This window comes from Exiguobacterium sp. s145, from assembly GCF_018618835.1.
Classification (GTDB): Bacteria; Bacillota; Bacilli; order Exiguobacteriales; family Exiguobacteriaceae; genus Exiguobacterium_A; species Exiguobacterium_A artemiae.
In genome coordinates this window covers 1-23029 of the sequence record NZ_JACSMV010000011.1, presented here as the reverse complement: position 1 = coordinate 23029, position 23029 = coordinate 1, and the positions used below count along the sequence as shown (strand labels likewise).

Annotated in this window: 23 protein-coding genes and 1 rRNA gene; 14 read left to right on the top strand and 10 right to left on the bottom strand. The window is 46.9% G+C overall.

Annotated elements, in window-relative coordinates:
- The first annotated feature begins 41 nt into the window (after nt 1-41).
- Nucleotides 42-254 carry an SE1561 family protein gene (locus KNQ07_RS09760; protein WP_012369544.1) on the top strand — a complete coding sequence of 71 codons (213 nt, stop codon included), beginning with the start codon at nt 42-44 and terminating at the stop codon, nt 252-254.
- Between the two features lie 37 nt (nt 255-291).
- Nucleotides 292-1677, top strand: coding sequence for a 23S rRNA (uracil(1939)-C(5))-methyltransferase RlmD (rlmD, locus tag KNQ07_RS09755; protein WP_214766378.1), 1386 nt, complete (start codon nt 292-294; stop codon nt 1675-1677).
- A gap of 91 nt (nt 1678-1768) precedes the next feature.
- Here rlmD and KNQ07_RS09750 read toward each other — a convergent pair whose 3' ends face one another.
- The 7 genes from KNQ07_RS09750 to KNQ07_RS09720 form a co-directional block, all read right to left on the bottom strand.
- Entirely contained in the window at nt 1769-2650 is an 882-nt protein-coding gene (locus tag KNQ07_RS09750; RefSeq protein WP_214766376.1) for an aldo/keto reductase, read from the bottom strand.
- 53 nt (nt 2651-2703) lie between these two features.
- Entirely contained in the window at nt 2704-3294 is a 591-nt protein-coding gene (locus tag KNQ07_RS09745; protein WP_214766374.1) for a TVP38/TMEM64 family protein, read from the bottom strand.
- Nucleotides 3295-3341: 47 nt separating this feature from the next.
- Entirely contained in the window at nt 3342-4736 is a 1395-nt protein-coding gene (locus tag KNQ07_RS09740) for a sensor histidine kinase (protein ID WP_214766372.1), read from the bottom strand.
- Nucleotides 4733-5419, bottom strand: coding sequence for a response regulator transcription factor (locus KNQ07_RS09735; RefSeq protein WP_012369549.1), 687 nt, complete (start codon nt 5417-5419; stop codon nt 4733-4735). The genes KNQ07_RS09740 and KNQ07_RS09735 overlap by 4 nt, the downstream gene beginning before the upstream one ends.
- Nucleotides 5420-5555: 136 nt before the next feature.
- On the bottom strand, nt 5556-6113 hold the full coding sequence (locus tag KNQ07_RS09730) for a GNAT family N-acetyltransferase (RefSeq protein ID WP_012369550.1): 558 nt from the start codon (nt 6111-6113) through the stop codon (nt 5556-5558).
- A gap of 259 nt (nt 6114-6372) precedes the next feature.
- Nucleotides 6373-7518: an amidohydrolase gene (locus tag KNQ07_RS09725; protein ID WP_012369551.1), complete on the bottom strand. Its 1146-nt coding sequence runs from the start codon at nt 7516-7518 to the stop codon at nt 6373-6375.
- Between the two features lie 15 nt (nt 7519-7533).
- A complete protein-coding gene (locus KNQ07_RS09720; RefSeq protein ID WP_214766370.1) occupies nt 7534-8442 on the bottom strand; it encodes a TIGR01777 family oxidoreductase in 909 nt (302 codons plus the stop codon).
- A 126-nt stretch (nt 8443-8568) separates the two neighbouring features.
- Between KNQ07_RS09720 and KNQ07_RS09715 the strand changes: the two genes are divergently transcribed.
- From KNQ07_RS09715 to KNQ07_RS09695, 5 genes are all read left to right on the top strand, one after another.
- Entirely contained in the window at nt 8569-9390 is an 822-nt protein-coding gene (locus KNQ07_RS09715) for a RecX family transcriptional regulator (protein ID WP_214766367.1), read from the top strand.
- Between the two features lie 347 nt (nt 9391-9737).
- Nucleotides 9738-11465: an ABC transporter ATP-binding protein gene (locus tag KNQ07_RS09710; protein ID WP_012369554.1), complete on the top strand. Its 1728-nt coding sequence runs from the start codon at nt 9738-9740 to the stop codon at nt 11463-11465.
- Nucleotides 11466-11482: 17 nt separating this feature from the next.
- Nucleotides 11483-13543: an ABC transporter ATP-binding protein gene (locus tag KNQ07_RS09705; RefSeq protein WP_214766365.1), complete on the top strand. Its 2061-nt coding sequence runs from the start codon at nt 11483-11485 to the stop codon at nt 13541-13543.
- A gap of 59 nt (nt 13544-13602) precedes the next feature.
- On the top strand, nt 13603-13917 hold the full coding sequence (locus KNQ07_RS09700) for a DUF1811 family protein (RefSeq protein WP_214766363.1): 315 nt from the start codon (nt 13603-13605) through the stop codon (nt 13915-13917).
- A 2-nt stretch (nt 13918-13919) separates the two neighbouring features.
- Nucleotides 13920-14204 carry a YfhJ family protein gene (locus KNQ07_RS09695; RefSeq protein ID WP_214766361.1) on the top strand — a complete coding sequence of 95 codons (285 nt, stop codon included), beginning with the start codon at nt 13920-13922 and terminating at the stop codon, nt 14202-14204.
- Nucleotides 14205-14258: 54 nt separating this feature from the next.
- On the opposite strand, the gene KNQ07_RS09690 is transcribed toward KNQ07_RS09695, so the two are convergent.
- Complete coding sequence (locus KNQ07_RS09690; RefSeq protein ID WP_214766359.1) at nt 14259-15242, bottom strand: metal-dependent hydrolase; 984 nt, start codon at nt 15240-15242, stop codon at nt 14259-14261.
- Nucleotides 15243-15356: 114 nt separating this feature from the next.
- On the opposite strand from KNQ07_RS09690, the gene mutY reads away from it, so the two are divergent.
- The 4 genes from mutY (at nt 15357) to KNQ07_RS09670 (ending at nt 19288) form a co-directional block, all read left to right on the top strand.
- Entirely contained in the window at nt 15357-16373 is a 1017-nt protein-coding gene (gene mutY / locus KNQ07_RS09685) for an A/G-specific adenine glycosylase (protein ID WP_012369559.1), read from the top strand.
- A complete protein-coding gene (locus KNQ07_RS09680; RefSeq protein WP_012369560.1) occupies nt 16373-16798 on the top strand; it encodes an SRPBCC family protein in 426 nt (141 codons plus the stop codon). The genes mutY and KNQ07_RS09680 overlap by 1 nt, the downstream gene beginning before the upstream one ends.
- 117 nt (nt 16799-16915) lie before the next feature.
- Nucleotides 16916-17458, top strand: a complete 543-nt coding sequence (ntdP, locus tag KNQ07_RS09675; protein ID WP_012369561.1) for a nucleoside tri-diphosphate phosphatase — start codon at nt 16916-16918, stop codon at nt 17456-17458.
- A 42-nt stretch (nt 17459-17500) separates the two neighbouring features.
- Nucleotides 17501-19288, top strand: a complete 1788-nt coding sequence (locus KNQ07_RS09670) for an ABC transporter ATP-binding protein (protein WP_214766357.1) — start codon at nt 17501-17503, stop codon at nt 19286-19288.
- Nucleotides 19289-19341: 53 nt separating this feature from the next.
- Here KNQ07_RS09670 and KNQ07_RS09665 read toward each other — a convergent pair whose 3' ends face one another.
- The gene (locus KNQ07_RS09665; protein ID WP_214766355.1) at nt 19342-20640 is read right to left on the bottom strand and encodes a glutamate-1-semialdehyde 2,1-aminomutase; all 1299 of its coding nucleotides are present in this window, start codon (nt 20638-20640) and stop codon (nt 19342-19344) included.
- 174 nt (nt 20641-20814) lie between these two features.
- On the opposite strand from KNQ07_RS09665, the gene perR reads away from it, so the two are divergent.
- Entirely contained in the window at nt 20815-21237 is a 423-nt protein-coding gene (gene perR / locus KNQ07_RS09660) for a peroxide-responsive transcriptional repressor PerR (RefSeq protein WP_251027441.1), read from the top strand.
- A gap of 16 nt (nt 21238-21253) precedes the next feature.
- Here the strand turns inward: perR and KNQ07_RS09655 are convergent, their stop codons facing one another.
- On the bottom strand, nt 21254-21616 hold the full coding sequence (locus KNQ07_RS09655) for a DUF2614 family zinc ribbon-containing protein (protein ID WP_012369565.1): 363 nt from the start codon (nt 21614-21616) through the stop codon (nt 21254-21256).
- 134 nt (nt 21617-21750) lie between these two features.
- Here KNQ07_RS09655 and KNQ07_RS09650 point away from each other — a divergent pair, with 134 nt between their 5' ends.
- A complete protein-coding gene (locus KNQ07_RS09650) occupies nt 21751-22620 on the top strand; it encodes a nucleotidyltransferase-like protein (protein WP_012369566.1) in 870 nt (289 codons plus the stop codon).
- Nucleotides 22621-22967: 347 nt separating this feature from the next.
- Nucleotides 22968-23029: ribosomal RNA gene (locus KNQ07_RS09645) — 16S ribosomal RNA — on the top strand; the annotation flags it as partial.

Genomic DNA, 23029 nt, shown 5'->3' with positions numbered 1-23029 from the left:
AATGTATACAGGAATAAAGAACAAGAAAGGAAGTCAGAATAATGGGAAAAGCAAGAACTGATAAACTTGGACAGATGAATGTGCTAAAATCAAGAATGCAGCTTTTATGCCATACGATCGATTCATTGGATGAAACATCAGATATTGAGGATTTGGAACGTTTAGCCGTCTCCTTGGATCAGTTGAAAGCCAAGGTGCTTCGTTATGCAAAAGATATGAAGGAACATGAGGAATCAGAGAGCGGTTCGAAATGACCGCTTTTTGATTTGGATCATGGAAAGGATGAATGAGATGACAACTAAAATTAAATTACAGGTAGGAGAAGTTCGTTCCGTAACCTGCCTGCGTATGGGAATCAACGGAGAGGGGATTGCGACACTCGAACGACAAATCGTCTTCATTCCAGGTTTGCTCGTCGGAGAAACGGCTCAAATTGAGATTACGGAAATCCATAATAATTTTGCAAATGCAAAAATCTTAAAACGCGATGTCCGTTCACCGGACCGTGTGACACCGTTATGCCCGATCTACAGCCAGTGCGGCGGATGTCAGCTGCAACATATGAGTTATGAAGGACAACTCCGTTATAAGGAAGATATGGTCCGGAATGCCTTTACGAAATCAACGAAGTTGAATGTTGAGAAATCAGACATCCGTCCGACGATTGGCACGACGGAATGGGAATATCGGAATAAGTCACAATTTGCCGTCGGAAAAGAAGGCACACAAATCGTCAGCGGATTGTATTCAGCAAACTCGAACCGTCTGGTGGCAATCGACGAGTGTATCGTCCAGAACAAAGAGACGTTGCGCGTCAACAAAGCCGTGACGAAGATTTTAAATGACTACAATGTACCGGTCTATAATTCAGCGAAACAAGACGGCGTCATCCGGAATATCGTCGTTCGGACCGGCATCAAGACGGGAGAAATTCAAGTCGTGCTGGTTGCCTTTAAAGATGGTTTTAAGGATCTCGAAGGCTTATCACGCGATATTTATGATATTCCCGGCGTCATTTCCGTTGCACTCAATATTAACGATAAGATGACATCACGCGTGTTTGGAGAACAAACGGAAATTTTACGCGGTGTGGAACGAATCGAGGAACAGATGGGCGAGTTCACGTATCAATTGTCACCGCGTGCCTTCTTCCAGTTGAATCCGGAACAAGCGGAGCGGATGTACGGTGAAATCGTCAAAGCGGCAGCCTTGACGGGCGAAGAACGTGTCGTCGATGCCTATGCAGGTGTCGGGTCGATTGGTCTTTGGATTGCGAACGGTGCAAAAGAAGTCCGCGGTATGGAAATCGTCGAGGAAGCCGTCGAAGATGCAACGGCACACATGAAGCAATACGGATTTAACCATGCCCAGTACGTGGTCGGAAAAGCAGAAACCTGGATTCCGCGTTGGGTGAAAGAAGGGTGGATTCCGGACGTCTTCATCGTCGACCCACCTCGTTCAGGGTGTGATACACAACTATTAAACGCAATGATTTCGTCAAAAGCGAAAAAAATCATTTACGTTTCATGTAATCCGCAAACTTTGGCACGCGACTGCGATCATCTGATGAAAGCTGGCTACAAAGTCAGCTATATCCAGCCGTACGATATGTTCCCTCAAACGGCACATGTCGAAGCCATCGTCGTATTGGAAAAAAAGAAAAAGAAAAAGTTTTAAACGGATCGAACGGTTAGGAGAACCGATCTCTATGACAAAAAGGAAAACGGCTGAGTCGCCGTTTTCCTTTTTGTTTTGTCTCGCGATCTTTTTAAGTTTGTTGTAGCCAATTTTCATCCTGTTCCTGAAAACGTCGTTTAAGATCAGCGACCCGTTCTGCCGGTAAAGGTCCTTTTTCCAACAATCGGATATTTTGAACCAAATGCTCCGCATTTGCTGTTCCGATGATGGCACTTGTGACACCGGGTTCAAAAACGGTAAACCGGAGTGCGGTTTCAAGCCAAGAAGCTTCTTCAAGCGGGAAATCGAGTTGCTGTGCCCGTTCCCAATAAGGTTCGACATATTGCCCGGCCGGCCGGGACGCAAACCGCCATGGTGCATTGGCAATCGGACGTTTGGCGATGATACCTTTTTGTTGCTGATGAATCAGTGGAATCAAATCAGTCAATGCCCGTTGATCGTACAAATTAACAGACGTTTGAAAACTGTCGAATCGTCCTGTCGTGATGGCGTAGTCTAAGTCTTCCCGGTCACCGGAATACGCGATCAGGCGGACTTTTCCGGCCTGTTTTGCCCGTTCGAGTGCCTCGATGACGTCATCTTGAACCAGTATTTCCTTACTGCAGGAATGTAAATGAACGATATCAATAAAGTCTGTCTGCATCGTCAAAAGAGCCTGGTCAATTCCGCCGGCGACAGCCTGGAACGTCCAATCCTCCGTGCGCGGGACATCATACCCGACTTTTGTCGACAGGACGACATCGTGACGACGCTGTTTTAAAAATTGCCCGAGCCGCTTTTCGGATAAGCCGTAGCCGCGGGCGGTATCAAACAAACGAATGCCTGTATCCAATGCCTGATGGAGAATATAACTTGCTTCCTGATCGGATAAGTCATCGGAACCGATATGACCGGCACCGAATCCAAGAGGTGAGACCTGGATGTCGGTATTGCCGAATGAACGTAATTCCATACTGTTTCCTCCTTTAGTTACGTCTCTAACAGTATACGAAGAAAACGGTTGCATCAATCGATATCCCTCGATCGATGCAACCGTTTTTTATAAAGATACATCAGGTAGAACACCGCAAACAGTCCGACGATCAACCAAGGAAGCATGGAATCCCGTTCAATCAATTCATTGACGGCAAAAGCTTCGATGACAAGTGCCGGTACTTTCCCGATGGTGCTGGCGGTTAAAAAAATCACCGGTGAGACGCCGCTTGTCGCACTTAAGAACGTGACGAGTCCGGAAGGGGCGAACGGCAACAGCCGCAAAAAGATGATTGTCCAAAAGGCATCCCAACCGGTTTGCGCCGTCAGTTTTTCAAGCCACTTCAAGATGAACGGTGATTGAATCAACGGTTCGACCCGCCGGATACCGTAACGATACACGTAAAAGGCAACTCCGGCACCGAGGGCTTCGCCGAGAAACGACAACATCAAACCTTGCCAAAAACCGAAATACAGTAGATTGGCTGCCGTGACAAAGGCGCTCGGCAAAACACCGAACAGGCTGATGATTACACTGACTAAAAGACTGATTGGTACAGCAAACATTTCTGCCCGTTGCAACCAATCAAGGAGTGTGGCTTCGATAGTAAGACTTCCTTTCAACCTTTAACACATCAAGTCAACATCGTTTTTGGACTTACGAAATGTCATTAGGAAAATCCGTCGTCTTCGTCCGGCAACAATGGTAACGTAATCAAGACAGTTGTTCCTTGTCCGAGCACGGACTCGAAGGAGATCGTTCCGTCGTGCCGGTCGATGATGTGTTTTGTGATGGCAAGACCGAGACCCGTTCCGCCGTCCTTTCGTGTCCGGGATTTATCAACACGGTAAAACCGTTTCGTTAAACGCTCCAAATGTTCTGGTGGAATGCCTTCTCCTTCGTCCCGAATCGAACAAATCGTCTGTTCGCCGTCTGTTTTTGTCGACAGATAGATATGTTTTGAAGCAGGCGTGTAACGTAAGGCATTGTCCAGCAGATTTCCGATGACTTGCTCAAGCCGGTCATTGTCACCGAGGACGATTTGACTTGGATCGAAGTCGGTGATGATGGAGACACCTTTCGCCTTCGCAATCGGTTCCATCCGGTAGACGACATCTTCTAAAACCTGACTGAAGACAAGCGGTTGTTTTGTCATCGGGTACGAATCCCGTTCCAACTGGGCAAGGTCGAGCAGATCGTTGACGAGACGTTGCAACCGTTCCGTTTCGCGTTCGATGATTTGGTAATATTGATCGCGTGTTTTTTCATCGAGTGCTTTATCCTGCATCATTTCCGTATATCCCCGGATATAGGACAGGGGCGTCCGCAATTCATGACTGACGTTCGCCAAAAATTCCTTACGTTGTTCATCCACTTCACCGAGGGATTCTGCCATCTTATTCAGGGTTTCTGCCAATTCGCCGATTTCATCATCGGATTGAATCGGAATTCGATAGGCAAAGTCTCCTTGGGCATAGACGGTTGAGGCCCGCTTCATATCGATCAACGGGCGGATGATCGTATCAATGATCTGCCGGCCGAAAATGACGAGATTCAACACAATCAGACCAATCATGAAGAAAATCATCAGGCGAAGCGGTCGGAACGGTTCACTGATTTGACCGAGCTCCAAATAGAGAATCAGCGTTCCGACGAGCCGATTGTTTTCAATGATCGGGAAACCGGTCAGCAGGATGTCCGTTCCTTCAATCGGGTGGGTTCGGCTGGAGACGACGGTTTCACCATTGCGTAACTGTTCAATATCCGCATTCGTCAAGAACCGGAGACCGGCCGGATTTTTCTTCAGAAAGTCGATGAAAAAGACTTTGGATTCCGTTAATTCATTCGTATACGTCATCCCGTCATAAAACGCACCGGATAGTCCTTCTGATTCATAAATGTTAATCAATTTTTCGCCCCGATTGAGCAATAAATCTTCCTGCGTTTGAAGGTAAAACCGATCGTACAGATAAAATGTCAATAATACGAACAAAACGGCAGAAAAAACGCTTGTGAACCAAATCGTAATCCAAATCCGGCGGCGAATGGTATACCGCTTAATCATACTTCCTCGAATTTATATCCGATGCCCCAGACCGTTTGGATCGAGCCGCCGGCTTCACCGAGTTTCAGACGAAGTGTTTTGATATGGGTATCGACAGTCCGCAGATTTCCGATGTAGTCGGCGCCCCAAATTTGATCGAGCAACTGTTCGCGTGAAAAGACTTTATCGTTGTTTTGGACAAACAAATGGAGTAAGTCAAATTCCTTCCGCGTTAAACTGATTGGTTTTCCGCTGACGTGGACACTGCGGCTTTCTGTATCAAGCTCCAGTTTGCCGATCGTCAACGTCGCCGATTGATCGACTGTAAAACGATGGGAACGTCGCAACGTCGCTTCGATGCGGGCCAACAGTTCACGAGGGCTGAACGGTTTCGTGATGTAGTCATCGGCCCCAATTTTCAGACCGTGAATCCGGTCGAGTTCGTCCGAACGGGCCGTTAGCATGATGATCGGGACGTTCGAGAATTCACGGATTCGCATGCAAGCCGTCAAACCGTCCATTTCTGGCATCATGACATCCAGCAAAACGAGATGGAAGGCATCACGTTGCATTAAATCAAGTGCTTCTTGACCGTTCGAAGCCGTCGTCGTCTGATAGTTTTCTTTTTGAAGATTTGAGACAAGCAGATCACGCATTTGTGCTTCGTCATCTACGACAAGTATTTTAAAGGATTGTTCTGGCATCAGTTGATCACTCCATTTCATATGGGAAGAAGGGATGGCTTCTTCCGACAGGTGAATTTTCCTTATTATCATACCATTTGAAGCTTTCGATCCGCATCAAAAGTACGAACAAAAAAGCACAAGAGGCAGGTGCCTCTCATGCTTCGAGTTGTTGTTCGTAGACCGTTTCGAATTCGCGGCCGTGGATATACATTTGAAAACTTGATTTGGAGACTTCATAGAGTGTAAATTGAGTTTCTCCGGTATTCAGCTGTTCCAGTAATGCCGGTCGTAATGCATCGGCGCAAAAAGCATAAGGCAGTTTTTCCGCTGCTTTTTGTGAACGGATGTTAGTCTTGCGGATCTTCATGAAGACACTTTCGAAATCAAGGTCAAAAAATAGTTCTGCAAAAAATGCTTCTTTTGCAAGATTGTTATAACCTTTCCCATGATACGGTTTACCTAACCATGTACCGAGAAACCCATACTGTCCTTCGATATCGAGTAAACTGATTGTACCGATTGGTTGGTCAAATTCGTCTAGGATCGTGCGTGAGACGAGCTCACCGCGTTCTTCCTCTTCGATTGCCTGCTTTGTAGTAAACAGAAATTCATCAAAGTACCGTGTTTTTTGGCGGACGTACGGATATACGTCTTGATGCTGCATCAGTTCGAACAAATCAGCGCAGTCGCTCAGCTCCCGTTGCTTGAGCATACTTCCATTCCTCCTTCTTAAGACCGCTAGAATGATTGTCGAAAGCTACCTGTCTGACTCGTTTGAACCGCGCATGGTATGCCTTCTTCAGTTGTCGGATAAGATAATATTACCTTCTTTTTTTAAAAAAGCAAGTAAATAATTTTTGTGAAAAAACATACGAAAATAAGGCATTTCTTGCAAACGAAAAAGCCTCATTTTCATAACAAAAAAAGCCTATGATTTTCAACGATTTTCCGTTAAAATCATAGGCTTTTTTTTAAGACATGGATGTCAGATGAGTATGTTCAAAAATCACTTTTCCATCAATCATCGTCATCAAAGGCTTCGCGAGATAATCGAGCGGGAAGTGACTCCAAAGAACGAGGTCGGCATCTTTGCCGACTTCAATCGAGCCGACACGGTCTGCGACGCCGATCGAACGGGCCGGATTAATCGTAATCGCGCGAAGCGCGATGTCGACCGGCAGTCCTTCACGTGCAGCAAGACCGGCACATAAATTTAAATATTGAACAGGTGTATACGGATGATCGGTCGTAATCGACACTTCAAGACCGTGCTCATGAAGAATACGATATGTTTCCCAGGTCTTGTTCTTCAGTTCGATTTTTGACTTTCGTGTAAAGGTCGGACCGACTGTAACGTGTTCAATCGGTAATTGTTGCAGTTCTTTGGCCACGAGATGACCTTCTGTACAATGTTCGATCCGGACATCGAGCTCAAACTCTTCGGCAAAACGAATCGCCGATAAAATGTCATCGGCCCGGTGAGCGTGGACACGAAGCGGCATCTCTTTTTTGAGAACCCGTTCAATCATCCGGTGGGCAAAGGTATCAGCTGTCCGTTGCATCTTGACTTCAAGAAATGCTTCCCGCAACATACCCATGATGCCCATACGTGTCAGTTCACCGGCACGACCGGCACTATGGACACGTTTCGGGTTTTCTCCAAGCGCAATTTTTAATCCGGCATATTTCCGTAAAATCATGTCATCGATAAAACGGCCGTGTGTTTTAATGACACTCGTGACACCGCCGATGATATTCATGCTGCCCGGCATGACCTGGACCGTTGTGACGCCGTGTTCGATAGCTTCCTTGAATCCTTCATCGAGCGGATAGACGCCGTCGATGGCCCGCAAGTGAGGGGTCATCGCAAAAATGGTTTCGTTGGCATCGTTTCCGACCGTTCCGGTTCCTTCATCGTACAGTCCAAGGTGCGTATGAGCATCGATGAAGCCGGGAAGCAAGAAACGTCCTTCTGCTTCGATGACCCGTTCGTGCTCCTCGGCATCCAGCAACTCATTGATTTCGTGGATCTTTCCGTCTTTGATCCGGATATCGCCATAAAAATTATCTGATGTGATGGGAAAGATATGTGCATTTCGTATTAAAACATCCAACATTTTTCAACCCCTGTATTAGTTTGTGTGCTCGAGATTCTGCAGTGCATCCTTTAGTTCAGCATACCGAAACTTGTAGCCGTTTTCGAGAGCTTTTTTCGGAATAACACGGGCGCCTTCGAGAACGATGACACTTTTTTCTCCGAGAGCCAGCTCGAGAGCGAAACGTGGAGCCGGTAACCAGTGCGGACGGTGCAACACTTTTCCGATCGTTTGACCGAACCGTCGCATCGTTTCCGGATGAGGGGCTGTAATATTGAGAGGACCTTCTACAGAAGCGGTCGTCAGTGCGAACAGGAACATTTCGACGAGGTCATCGATATGAACCCAGGAAACCCATTGCTTCCCGTCGCCCATTGTCCCGCCGCCAAATAATTGATAAGGCAAACGCATTAATGGATAGGCACCGCCTTCTGTACTGAGGACGACCCCAATCCGCGGATGAACGAGCCGGACACCGCTTTCGGCAATCGGTTGAGCAAGCTCTTCCCAAGCGACACAGACATGGCTGAGGAAGTCGGCAGTCGGAGGCAGTGCCGTTTCTTCCGTAAAGGTTTGATGGCGGTCCTGACCGTAAATTCCAACGGCAGAAGCTGATAAGACGACGTCAGGTCTGGAATCAAGTGCTCTGACAATCCGGACGAGTTCTTTCGTCGAGTCGATGCGGCTTTCCAAGATGACGCGTTTACGCTCTTCTGTCCAGCGTCCTTCATTGATCGAAGCACCTGCCAGGTGGATGAAGGCATCCACATCATTCAGTTCTTGCTCCGGTGTTGCTTTATCCGTCAACCATTCAACGTAGCTGACGGCTCCCGCCGCAGCTTTCGGTGAACGGGTTAAAATAACAATTTGATGGCCTTCGTTAAGTAATCGTTTCGTTAGTGCCTGTCCAATCATTCCGGTTCCGCCTGTAATCGCGATTTTCATGGCGTGAATCATCCTCTCGTCCTGTCTGTAGTAATACTTGTACATATGTTCCCGTTTCTCTGTTTCACTCAAACCTGATTCAACATGTTATCGTTGCAAGAGAAGATAAAAAAAGGAGGAACCGACTTGAAAATCACACGGATTTCGACCCAAAAGAAAAATACGGAGCGCTTCAATATCTATATTGAACGTGAAGGTAAGGAAGAATATGCCTTTGCCGTCGATGCCGATATTTTGATCAAGTATAACCTGCAACGGGACAAGGAGCTTGACGATGATTTCGTCAAAGAAGTACTGACAGCGGAAGAACAGCAAAAAGCATACCGTTTATCACTCAATCATTTATCATACCGAATGCGGGCGACGAGCGAAGTCGAAGCATACTTGATGGAAAAAGAGACACCGGAACATGCCGTCAAGCATGCCATCAAACGATTGACCGACCAAAAATATTTAAACGATCAACAGTTTGCCGAGGCGTATACAGCGACAAAAAAAGCAACGACACCGCAGGGACCCGGAAAAATCCGGCGTGATTTAGAAGCGCTGAAAGTGAACAAAACGTACATTGATCAAGCGCTGGAATCATTTACGGAAGAAGAGGAACTAGAAAAGGTATTGAAATTTCTCCAGCAAAAACAAAAAGAACTTGCCCGCCGGTCGGTTCGGGAACTGAAACAAAAACTGCAACAAACATTGATGCAACGCGGATTCTCATCAGAGGTTTCAAAACAGGGGATTCAACTCGTATTTGAAGAAGTCGAAGCAGAGACGGAAGAATCGGCTGCTTTATACCAAGCGCGGAAATACTATCCGAAGTATCGGAATCTGGAACCGTTCGCCCGAGTGCAGAAAACGCAACAGGCGTTAGTTCGAAAAGGATTTCCGTATGCACTCGTGTCGGAAGTGATCGAACAGGTCAAGCAGGAAGAAGCGGACGGAATATAAGTTTCGTCTTCATTTTAAAAGATTAGACACAAAATTGACAATTGTTCGATAATTATGCTATTCTACGCTCAGATTAAGAAAAGGAGGAACCGTCAAATGAAACAGCCAATTGTAAACGCACTTATCAAACAGCTGAATATGGCGGAGACTCTCGAACTCGTATAAACACTATTTTCAGTGTGCGATTGACAGGGAATCCGTTCCCCGAGCACGCAGACCATATCGTCGATTCACATCGTCTTTAGAAAGGCAGATGGATTCTCGGACTGCTCCGGAAATCCGTCTGCCTTTTTTGCGTGCTTGGAAACAACGTAACACCATTATGAACGACAAAGGGGGGAACCATCGTGCGATTGTTTCGCCAACTCAGCTGGTTTCTGAAGGAACATAAAAAATCATATTTGATTGCCGTGTTATTGCTGATTGTGACCGGCTTCATCGACTTGACACCACCATGGTTGATCGGAAAGGTGATTGACGGACTGCGTTCCGGATCCATGGATCGGACGACATTGATTCAGTATGTGGTCGGGCTGACCGTTATTTCCATTATGTCCTTTATTCTGACGTATTTATGGCTTGCGAAATTATTCGGAACAGCCTTTTTACTCGAACGGACATTACGAAGTCAATTTTTTACGCATTTATTAAAGTTAACCCCGACCTTTTATCAACGTAACCGCACAGGGGATTTAATGGCGCTTGCGACCAATGATTTGAAAGCGGTCGAACGGACAGCCGGTTTTGGTGTCCTGACGCTCGTTGACTCGCTGAATATGACGGCCATTACACTTGTCGTCATGGGAGTAGCGATCGATTGGAAACTGACGCTTGCCGCCTTATTGCCGATGCCCATTCTTGCGTACGCGATGAATAAACTCGGCAGTCAGATCCACGGCCGCTTCATGACAGCACAGGATGCCTTTGGCACGATGAATGATCAAGTCGTGGAGTCGATTTCCGGACTGCGGGTCATTCGTTCATTCGTTCAGGAAGACATCGATGTTAAAAAATTTGATGATGTCACGACGGATGTATTTGATAAAAACATGCATGTCGCAAAAATTGATGTCTTGTTCGAGCCGATTATTAAATTACTCGTCGGAATCAGTTATTTGATCGGTCTATCGTTCGGGACGTACCTCGTCTTTACGAACGATATTACGCTTGGACAACTCGTCGCCTTCAATATTTATCTCGGAATGTTGATTTGGCCGATGTATGCGTTCGGAGAGCTGATCAACGTCATCCAGCGCGGAACAGCGAGTCTCGATCGTCTTCAGGCGACGATGCGGGTCAAACCGTTGATTTCATCGACTCCTGTCGTAGAGATTACTACTCCTGAAACGATTGTCTTATCGGATTTGACGTTTACGTACCCGGGAACGAAACAGCCCGCATTGCGCGGCATCAACGTGACGATCGAACAAGGAAAGACAATCGGGATTGTCGGTCCGACCGGTGCCGGGAAAACGACGTTGCTTCGCCAATTTTTACGCGAATATCCACTTGACCGTCATATGCTGCAAGTCAACGGTGTTCCCTATGAAGACGTCGCTTTGGAAACGGTCCGGGGATGGACGGGTTATGTTTCGCAGGAACACCTTTTGTTCTCGAAAACAGTGCGGGATAACATCCTCTTTGGCGCCGGAACGGCAACGGAAGCCGAACTGCAGGAAGCAATTCGTCTGGCGTCATTCACAACGGACATTACCATGCTCGATCAAGGTCTTGAGACGTTGGTCGGTGAACGTGGTGTCACGTTATCCGGCGGTCAGAAGCAACGGCTGTCGATTGCCCGGGCGATGTTGAAAAAACCGAAATTATTATTGCTCGACGATTCGTTGTCTGCGGTCGATGCAAAAACCGAGTCGCATATCATTGAAGCGATTCGAACCAATCGGGAGCAGGCGACGACATTGATTGTCGCACACCGTCTGTCTGCCGTTGCCCATGCGGACGAAATTCTTGTCTTGCAGGACGGTCAAGTGACAGAACGGGGTACGCACGAACAGTTGATGGATCATAAAGGGTGGTACGCCGAACAATTCGAACGGCAAAGTGAAGAAACGTAAGGTAGGAGGTGTCGAACGTGAAGGAAGAAGAATTATATCTATTAGATCCCGTTCGTCGGAAAACGACGATTCGATCACTTGTTCGTTATGCGATGTATGAAAAACAAGCAATTTTCCTCGGATTATTTCTCTTGATTCTGGCAGTCGGAGCAGAATTGACCGGACCATATATTGCGAAAGTCATCATCGATGAACATATTGTTGCGATTGAAAAGGATTGGGTTGAAGTGAAGGACGGAGGAAGGGTCGAGTATGACGGGCGCCAGTTTGCGAAGAAGCAGGATGTGCCGTCTTCCGATGTCATTCAAGCGATTTCAGTTGTTCAATCGAAGAGCGGTTATTATTTTGTGCCCGAACAAGTCGTCAGCGGAGGAGAACGCAACGTGACCGGTGGAACGTTAACCGTCACGCGTGGGGAAGAAACGTTTCGTTATTCGGGCGTCAAGAAGCTGACGCAAGGACAGGTATATGATTTTTATGCCTCTGACTTAAAAGCGGTCGGCTGGCTGTCCTTGCTGTATATCGTCCTGCTGTTAATCGCGGCCGGTTTGAACTGGGTCCAACAAATCCTGCTTCAGCGGTCGGCGCATAAAATCGTCAAACGGATGCGGCTCGATGTCTTTACACATTTACAACGGTTACCGGTCCGCTATTTTGACCAGACACCGATCGGAAAGATTGTCAGTCGTGTCACAAACGATACGGAAACAATCCGTGATTTGTACTTGGGTGTGCTCGCACGCGTCTTTTCAGGGTTGATTACGATGGCCGGAATTTTAGTGGCGATGTTTTTCCTCGATGTCCGTCTCGGACTCGTTTCGCTGTTGATTATTCCGATCGTCTACTTCTGGATTCAGCTGTTCCAGAAACTTGCAACGGAAAATAACTTCAAGGTCCGGTCGCTTGTCGCAGATATGAATGGTCAGTTAAACGAGAACATTCAAACGATGCCGATCATTCAAGCGTATGCGCGGGAAAAAGAAGTGTTGGCGGAATTTGAACAAAAAAATGAAGAGAATTATCAAACCCGTTCGAAGTTGTTGCGGCTTGATGCCTTGATGTCGCATAACTTATCGTATTTCCTGAAAAACCTGACGCTGGCCTTATTGATCTGGGTCGTGGCGGGTAAAAGCCTGACCGACGGAACCTTTTTATCGCTCGGGATTTTATATGCCTACATCGATTATGTGTCACGTCTCTTTGAACCGGTCACACAAATCATGAATCAGTTGTCGCCGTTGCAACAAGCACTCGTTTCAGCAGACCGGATGTTCCAACTGCTCGACGAAAAGGGAGAAGATGTCGGAAAAGGACGTTTACCCCGTTTCGCCGGACGTGTGGAGTTCAAGCAGGTCGGTTTCAGCTATGATCCGGGTCATCCTGTCTTACAGGACATCGAAATTGACGCCCGTCCCGGAGCGACAATCGCTCTCGTCGGACATACGGGCAGCGGGAAAAGTTCAATCATGAATTTACTGATGCGCTTTTATGATCCGTCATCCGGTCAATTGTTGATTGACGGACAGGATGTCACGTCACTGCCGAAACAGGCGGTCCGCGATCATATGGGCATCGTCCTGCAGGATCCGTTTTTGTTCACGGGAACAATCCGTTCGAACATCACGCTCGGCAATCCGATGATTTCCGAGGAACGTATTCGGGAAGCGATCGTCGCCGTTGGGGCAGACCGGTTCATCGACCGTCTTCCTAAAGGTCTTGATGAACCCGTCATCGAAAAAGGCGCGACCTTGTCTGCCGGCGAACGGCAGTTGATCAGTTTTGCCCGGGCTTTGGCGTTTGATCCGGCCATTTTAGTTCTCGATGAAGCGACGGCGAGCGTCGATTCGGAGACGGAAGCGATGATTCAGGATGCCTTATTGACGTTGACGAAAGGGCGCACGACCTTCATCATTGCCCACCGTTTGTCAACGATCAAAGACGCCGACGAAATCATCGTCCTCGACCATGGACGGATATCCGAACGCGGAACGCATGAAGAGTTACTCAAAAAACAAAAAATCTATGCCAAAATGTATGCGTTGCAAAGTAAACGCAATCTCGAATTGAAATCAAGCTAACTCCATCATTTTTCTTCTCCTTTTCGTATATACTAATGACGAAGAGGGGGAGTTTTTTTATGGAGACACGTATGAGCCAGTTATCAAAATATGAATTAGAGATGCTCGTGACGAAATTGAATGAGCAAAAACGTAAAGCGGAGCAACACGGGAACATGAGTGAAGTCGAGGTGATTATCCGCAAGATTGCGATTGCCCAAAGTTATCTCGTCGACACAAGCCGGTTTGAGACGGGTCGCTTTTACCGGATTGATGGAGAAGAGACACGATTTGAACTGCATTTCGTCAACGGTGTGATGGGCTGGGGACATTTTGAGGGAACGGTCAACGAAGTGGCGATTCCGCTCGCATTGATTCAGGAAGAGGAGGAATGAAGATGGATCAAAATCGTACAGAAGCATTAAACGAATTGGCGGAAGAATTACAAAAAGTCAATGAGACATTGACGCCGCTTGAAGCCTTGACGTGGGTCGAAGTCTTATGGGAAGATTTCGAAGCGACACTTGCAAAGGCGGGAGAAAAATATCAGGGTGAGGCAGTTGCCGTTCGTTTCGTTCAGCAACAAATCAAGCAACATGGTCCGATGCTTCACCGTTTTAATACAACAAACGAGAAGTTCAAGCATTTGATGATTGGGCGCGACGATCAGTCAATCAATTAAAAAAGAACTCGCGGTTCGGAAAAGAAACTTTTCCGAACATGGCGAGTCCTTTTTTTATAATGCAGGTACAAACAATTTTTTTTGCAACGTCCGTTCGCTGAAAACCCATCCTGTATAGGAACTGACAATTTGGCGTGACGTTGCATCAATCCGGACGACCGCGACGAACGGATAGACTTCTTTCGTGAAATAACGTAAGTTCGTGAACCGGTATTCGACGATTCCGTCTTTTCGGGAAACCGTATACGTATGAATTTTTGAAAATTCAAGGAACGCCTGTAGATCCGCGTTCTCCTTGACGATGTCATACAATTCATCCCCATGCGGTTCATTTTTGATCCGGAAATTACCGCACTCGACGACTGTTCCGGAATTAATCTTGACGACCGCATATTCATTTCGAAGACGTGCTGCGACATGCCACTCATCCCATTTCATGCCGGGAGAAATGAATAGCTTGTGTGCTCCGCCGTAATAACGAGCGGCCGTCGCCAAAGCATCGTTACGCAACTTAAATTGAACCGCATAATAGATGATGACGATCGCAATCAAAATCGGGAAAATGACCATCGTGGCACGGGTCAACAGCCAAATGCCGAACGCCCCGTAATACATCGTGAACAGGTAAGGGTCAAATGTATTGATGACGCCCCAACCAATCCAGGTTTTCTTAAAGGGATGAAGCGCCTGCGTGCCGTAAGCATTAAACAGATCGACGAAGACATGAAGGGCGACAGCAATCTGTGCCATCAGCCATAATGAAGTAGGCGGAACGCCGAACAGGGCGCCGATGACGATCGATAGTAACAACGGCCAGGCAATCAAGGCGATCAGACCGTGGGATTTACCACGGTGCTGTCTCAGGTAGGCACTGTTGCCTTTAAATTTAAATACAGTATCAAAGTCTGGAGCATGGGAACCGACCAACGCCGTAGCCGTAACAGCCGCAAACAGCGTAGCGCTTGCTGCGATATCCGGTTCAAGTGTGGAAATGGCGGCGAGGCAAAGTCCCATTCCGATATGCGTCCCAGTATCCAATGCAAATTCGCTCCTCTATCAAAGTATTCGAAATCATAATAAACGTAAATTGATTTTAATTTTTAAGGTTAATTGAACTTACTATAACGTATCAAACAGAAAAGAGGTAATATTTTGACTCTTGTCACAGAATATTTCAGAAACTTTAATAAACAGCATTTTACGACGGAATTGGTGCAGTGGTTCTTGCGGGAACAACGACAGTTACCGTGGCGTGAAACCAAAAATCCTTATCATATCTGGATCAGTGAAATCATGCTGCAACAAACACGGGTCGATACAGTGATTCCATATTACCAGCGGTTTACGGAACGGTTTCCGACACCCCACGATTTGGCGTCGGCCGACCAAAGTGAAGTCTTAAAATATTGGGAAGGCTTAGGGTACTATTCCCGGGTTAAGAACCTTCAAATCGCAGTTCAGGAAGTTGTTGAAAAATATGACGGGATCGTACCGGATGAAAAAGAACGGTTTGAAAGTTTACGGGGAGTCGGTCCCTATACGACCGGTGCGGTTCTCTCAATTGCCTACGGCCACCCGGAGCCTGCCGTCGACGGGAACGTCATGCGTGTCTTATCGCGTGTCCTCGGAATTTATGACGACATTGCCGCACCGAAAACACGAAAAGTCTTTGAAGCGGCCGTTCATGAATTGATTGATCATGCGGATCCGTCAAGCTTCAATCAAGGGTTGATGGAACTCGGTGCAATGGTCTGTACACCGAAATCACCGATGTGCGGACTGTGTCCGGTCAATGATGTCTGTTTTGCTTACGACCGCTCGGTTCAGGCGGAATTGCCTGTCAAAACAAAAAAAGGTAAAACACAGACGATCCGGTACGATGCATTGGTCTATGAAGAAAACGGACAAGTCGCCGTCATGCAACGTCCGGAAACGGGACTGTTGGCCGGCATGTGGCAGTATCCGTTAGTGGAATCGACGGAAGAGCAACCCGGAATGCAAATCGGCAGTGTAAAACACATCTTTTCGCACCGGATATGGGATATTACGGTTTATCGTGTTGCGACACAACCGGAAGGAACCGTTCTGATGGATGAACAGACATATGACAAGCAACCGATTTCGGTCGCCCAAATGAAGATTGATCGCCTATTAAAGGAGGAACTCTGATGAATCGTTTTTATTCAGAAACGAAAGTGCCGGCGACAAAAGACCAAGCCTGGTTCTTTTTAAGTGATGCCAAAGCCTTGACGGGAATGACGACGTTTCCGAAAGTGCAGACCATCGGGGACACCCGGACATATGCCGGCAATACAATTCAGCTGAAGGTCGGTGTTCCACCGTTTTTTGTAAAATGGGATTCGATCATCCCGATGGTCGGCAAAGATGCATTTGTTGACGTCGGAGTGAAGGTACCGTTTCCTTTCTCTGCGTGGTGTCATACACACCGTGTCGAAGAGCGCCCGGACGGTGTCTATATGATTGATGACTTAATTTATAAATCGTATTTACCGAAAGTACTGGTGGATTTATTTATTTTGAAACCGATGTTTCAGCAACGGAAACAGGCGATTTTACATCATTTTTCAAGTTAAATACCAGTCATTTTCCTGAAAAAGTAGCCTTTCGTTTTTCATGTGTTCTGAAAATGGGTATAATAAGCACGAGAGTATTGAAAAAACTGAATAAAAAGCTTCAGAAAGGAGTAGCACATGAGTCGATTCCCAAAAGAAAGTAGCAAGATTGAGATTCAAAGTTTCAAACATAACGGCAGCTTACACAGAGTTTGGGAAGAAACGCTCGTGCTTAAATCGACGGAAGAAGAATTGATTGGATTCAATGACCGGATCATGGTCAGTGAATCGGATGGTCGTCAGTGGCGGACACGAGAACCCGCGATTTGTTATTTTTCGACAGAACTTTGGTTTAATGTAATCTGTATGATTCGTGAAGACGGTATCTACTATTACTGCAACTTGGGTTCACCTTCGACGTTTGATGAAAAGGATCGAGCAGTCAAGTACATTGATTATGATTTAGATATCAAAGTCTATCCGGACATGTCTTACATGATTTTGGATGAGGATGAGTACGAGAAACACCGCCGGGAGATGAACTATCCGAAAGCGATTGATCGTATTCTGAAAGACAACGTTCAGATTTTGATTCAATGGATCCGCAGTCGCAAGGGTCCGTTTAACCCGGCATTCGTTGAAACGTGGTATCGTGAATACGAAACAAGGTATCGGAGATGATGGTTCGCCATCGTCTTTTTTTAGTGGAAAGAAGGGGAACACATGGGTAAAGCAAAGCGAAAACAGTTAAAAAAGAAGGGTTCCATCAGACGGTACATGGAATTCGTCAAACCGTATAAAAAACAAATTCTTTTGACGGTATTCGTCGGGATCATCAAGTTTTCGATTCCGCTCGGATTGCCGCTTCTCTACAAGTACATCATCGACAATCTGCTCGATAATCAAACGGTTCCGCTCGCGGAACGCAGTAAAGAACTTGCCTATTTGATCGGCGCCGGATTCTTCGTTTTTCTCGTCATCAAACCGCCGCTTGAATACATCCGGCAGTATTTGGCCCAGTGGTCGGCATCAAAAATTTTGTTTGATGTCCGGAACCGGCTGTTTGATCATGTCCAGAAGCTGTCACTCCGCTTTTATTCGAACACGAAGACCGGGGAAGTCATCTCCCGGATCATCAACGATGTCGAACAGACAAAGGATTTTGTTGTTACCGGGTTGATGAACTTATGGCTCGACATGATTACGATTTTGATAGCGATTGCTATCATGTGGACAATCGATCCGAAGCTGACGCTCGTTGCGATCATTCCGTTGCCGTTTTATGCACTCGCGGTCAAGTTCTTTTATGGACGACTCCGCAGTCTGACACGTGACCGTTCGGCGGCACTTGCTGAACTGCAGGGGCACTTGACGGAGCGGGTCAACGGAATGGCGGTCATTCGCAGTTTTGCGCTTGAACCCCATGAAAATCAGGCGTTCAAGAAACAAAACGATGGCTTCTTGACGGCAGCATTACGTCAAACGAACTGGAATGCCCGGACGTACGTCGTCGTCTCGACGATTACCGATTTTGCCCCGATTCTGATTTTCGGCGCAGCGGCTTTCCTTGTGCTGAACGGTCAGGAATCACTCGGCACGATGGTCGCCTTCATCGCCTATATCGATCGCCTGTACGCGCCGCTCGGTCGTCTTGTCAACTCGTCGACGACATTGACGCAGTCGATTGCCTCGATGGACCGGATGTTTGAGTTTTTGGACGAACCCTATGATATTACGGAAAAAGCCAATGCGAAAAATCCGGTTCATGTCAAAGGGAACGTCCAGTTTGAAAATATCAGCTTCTCCTACGAAGAAGGCGGCGAACGGGCGATTGACCGGTTGACGCTCGATGTACAGGCGGGAGAACGGATTGCCTTCGTCGGGATGTCGGGCGGCGGGAAATCCACGCTTGTCAGTCTGATTCCTAGATTTTACGATGTGTCGTCCGGGCGGATCACGCTTGATGGAGTCGATATTCGTGATTTGAAGTTACGTGGTTTACGCGATCAAATCGGAATGGTCATGCAGGAATCGATTCTGTTCAGTGAATCGGTCGAAATGAACATTAAGATGGGGAATCCCGAGGCGACGGATGAAGAGGTGGTCGCGGCAGCGAAGGCGGCCAATGCCCATGAGTTCATCGAACGACTGGCGGACGGTTATAAAACACCGGTCGGCGAACGGGGGGTCAAATTATCAGGCGGTCAAAAACAGCGTTTGGCAATTGCCCGGGTCTTCCTTAAAAATCCACCGATTTTAATTTTGGATGAAGCGACGAGTGCCCTGGATCTCGAAAGTGAATCGATGATTCAGGACTCGCTTGCGCGTCTTGCGAAAGGACGGACGACGTTTACCGTTGCCCATCGTCTTTCGACGATCACCGATGCCGATAAGATCGTTGTCATTGAAAACGGTCAAATCACGGAAATGGGACGTCACGAAGAACTGATGCGAAAACGCGGCGCTTATTTTGAACTGTATGCGATTCAAAACCTCGAGCTGGTTGAATAAAAAAAGGCTGTTCCGCGAAAAACGGAACAGCCTTTTTGTTATGAAGGACTGACTTACAGTTGGGCAAACGCACGGTTGACAGCAACGATTGTTTCGTCGATGTCTGCTTCCGTGTGAGCCGTTGTCAAGAACCAGGCTTCGTATTTCGAAGGCGCAAGGTTGACGCCTTGTTCGAGCATTAATTTGAAGAACCGGCCGAACATTTCACTGTCGGCACGTTCGGCACCCAAATAGTCGACGACCGTTTCATCCGTGAAGTAGACCGTCAATGCACCTTTGAGACGGTTGATTGTGATCGTGACGCCATGTGTATCGGCAGCTTTTAAAATGCCTTGTTCGAGTTTAGCACCGAGGCGGTCGAACTCTTCATACACACCCGGCTGTTCGAGTAATTCGAGGCAGGCAATACCGGCTGCCATCGAAGCTGGGTTTCCGGCCATCGTACCTGCTTGATACGCCGGACCAAGCGGAGCGACGTGTTCCATGATATCCTGGCGTCCACCGTAGGCACCGATCGGGAGACCGCCACCGATGATTTTTCCGAGTGCCGTCATGTCCGGGCGGATGTTCAGAAGTTCTTGGGCACTGCCGTACGTAAATCGGAAAGCCGTGATGACTTCATCATAGATGACGAGTGCGCCGTGTTCATGCGTAATTTCGTTGATGGCCTCGAGGAACCCGGGTTGCGGTTCGACGATGCCGAAGTTCCCGACAATCGGTTCGACGAGAACGCAGGCGACCTGATCGCCCCATTCTGCCATGATTTGACGATAAGATTCAATATCATTGAACGGTGTCGTAATGACCTCTTTTGCTGTTGCTTTCGTCACACCGGCTGAATCGGGTGAACCGAGTGTTGCCGGACCGCTTCCTGCTGCAATCAGCATCAAGTCTGAGTGACCGTGATAACAGCCGCTGAATTTCACGACGAGTTCACGTCCTGTATAAGCACGGGCGACACGGATCGTCGTCATGACGGCTTCCGTCCCTGAGTTTGTGAACCGGACTTTCTCTAACGATGGAATCGCCTGTTGCAGTTTATGGGCAAAGTCGATTTCTAGGCGATGAGGTGTACCGTATAATAACCCGTTGCGTGAAGCATTCGTGATCGCTTCCGTAATATGTGGATGCCCGTGACCGGTAATGATCGGACCGTAAGCTGCTAAGTAATCGATGTAACGGTTGCCGTCGACATCATAGAAGTAAGCTCCTTCTCCTCGTTCCATATAGACGGGCGCACCGCCTCCGACTGCTTTATACGAGCGGGATGGGCTGTTCACACCTCCGACGATACATTTTTGGGCCACTTCATATAAGGATTCCGAAGTAGGACGTTTTGTATGAGTTGACATGATGATTCCTCCAATCATTGATACGTGAAAAATATCACGATATGATTGTATCATGTCCGTCAAACGTAGAGCAGAGCCGTTGACGGAAAGGAAGAATGTAGGTAGACTAATTATAAAGATTACAATCTAATAATCAATGAAAGATAGAAATGAGGGGATGACGTGGCGAACGAGATGCTAGATGATGCAGTACGCTCTTTACGTGAATCAGGCGTTCGGATGACACCACAACGTCATGCGATTTTGGAATATTTAACGACGGGACATACACATCCGACAGCAGATGAAATTTATCGTGCGCTCGAACATCGTTTTCCAAATATGAGTGTGGCGACAGTTTATAATAATCTACGGGTCTTCCGTGAAAAAGGAATCGTAGAAGAGATGAATTATGGAGATGCTTCCAGTCGTTTTGACTTCGTCACGACGCGTCATTACCATATGATTTGCGAAGGATGCGGAAAAATCGTCGACTTCAATTACCCTGTCCTGGATGACGTCGAGACTGTTGCGGCGCATTTAACAGGCTTTAAAGTAGACCGCCACCGTCTTGAGGTTTACGGGACTTGCCCGGATTGCCAATCGAACGTGCATTAAAAAAACGAGCTTCCTTTTAACGGGGAGCTCGTTTACTGTGTTTGTTGTACTTTTCATCGAATTCTTTTCCTTCAAGGTTACGATCCATCGTCAGAGGTTCGTCGCAGTGCATACATAAATCAACGCGTCCGAGGACTTTCGTTTCTTTACCGCAATTCGGGCAGGTGACGACGGCAGCTTTCGTCGAAGTAAGTCCGATCAGGAAATAGAGCGCTGTGCTGGCAAGGACCATGACAAACCCGACAAGCATTAGGATGACCATGATGATTTCGAATTGTTTTAACAAAAGACCGCCATACATGACAAGCATTCCGCCGAATACGAGGAACATTGCCAAGTTACGGGCCCGGTTTATTTTATTCTTACGTTGTTTTTTCACATGAATTCCCCCTGTAGCCAGTCTAGCATATTGTGGGATCGAGTCAGAAGCAGGAACGATTGATTTTTTGTCGAAAATGGTAACGGACGAATGATCAGAGTAACGAGTACGGAGTAGAGAAGGGTGAGAAGGAAATGGAACAGGCAACACGAACAATTTATTCAGAATATGCGGCTTATCCGGAGACACAGGGAATCATCGCCGTTGAGAAAAGACAACCGAGAGACTCTTTAACCGATCAATTTGATGTTTTACTTTTAGTCATTACACGAGATCCTTCCGTCGAGTGGACCGTTAAGCATTATCGATTGAATACATTGCGGGTTTCATTACATCTTGTGCATGAACAAGTCCTCTCCCGTTGGTTAATCTTAAATGCAAATCGCCGGGCCGTCCATTGGGTGTCGGAAGGAACCATCATTTTTGAACGGAATGATTACTTAACGGATTTGAAAAAACAATTACGCAACTTCCCGGAGACGGAACGCTGCTTACAGATGTCGTTGTCATTCGCTAAATTACTGCGTCGTTTTCAGGATGGACGGAATCTATTCAGCCGCGGTAATTATTATGATGCTTATACGCATGTCCATCATGCATTGCATCATCTGGCCCGGCTTTCCGTTCTCGAAAAGGGAGCGCATCCGGAAGTCGTCGTTTGGGAACAGGCCCGGTTGGACGATCCGGATGTCTATAAGTTATATGAACAACTTCTGTTGAGTGAAGAAACATTGGAACAACGGATTCACTTGGCGTTAATCGGATTAGAACATCTGTTGCAGTCAAAAGTCTTGTCTGGTGGTAAATACTTATTTGAAGTCATGCGAGAGCGGGATCGTCCTTGGACGATGCATGAGTTGATGGAAGAAAGTCGTCTGACAGAATTGAAGGTTGATTTAGGGAGCCTGGTTGATTTTTTCATTCGGAAAGGATTGATCCGAATTTCGTATCAACGGACAAAAGGACTTGGTGTGGAACTCGTGACATACGAACCGGTCGTGTGATAGACCGGTTTTTTTGTTTTTTTTTTTTTAATAAATATAGAACCAGCATATATAGAAGAAAAAAATAATGAAAAGAAAAATTAAGAAAAAGCATTGACGTTATTATCTCGAGATAGTATATTAATAGATGTCGACAGGCACACGCCATTGACGCGATGAAAAAAACAAGAAAAAAACGGTTGACGCATAAGTTATTCCGTGATATCTTATTAAAGTCGCTGAAAACGACACGACGAACTTTGAAAACTGAACGATGAGGCAAAAAACGTATCTTCGGATACAAACAATGAATGAAGCGCAAGCTTCGTCAACGTGACTCCGGTCACAAAAACGAGCAAGTCAAACACTTTATGGAGAGTTTGATCCTGGCTCAGGACGAACGCTGGCGGCGTGCCTAATACATGCAAGT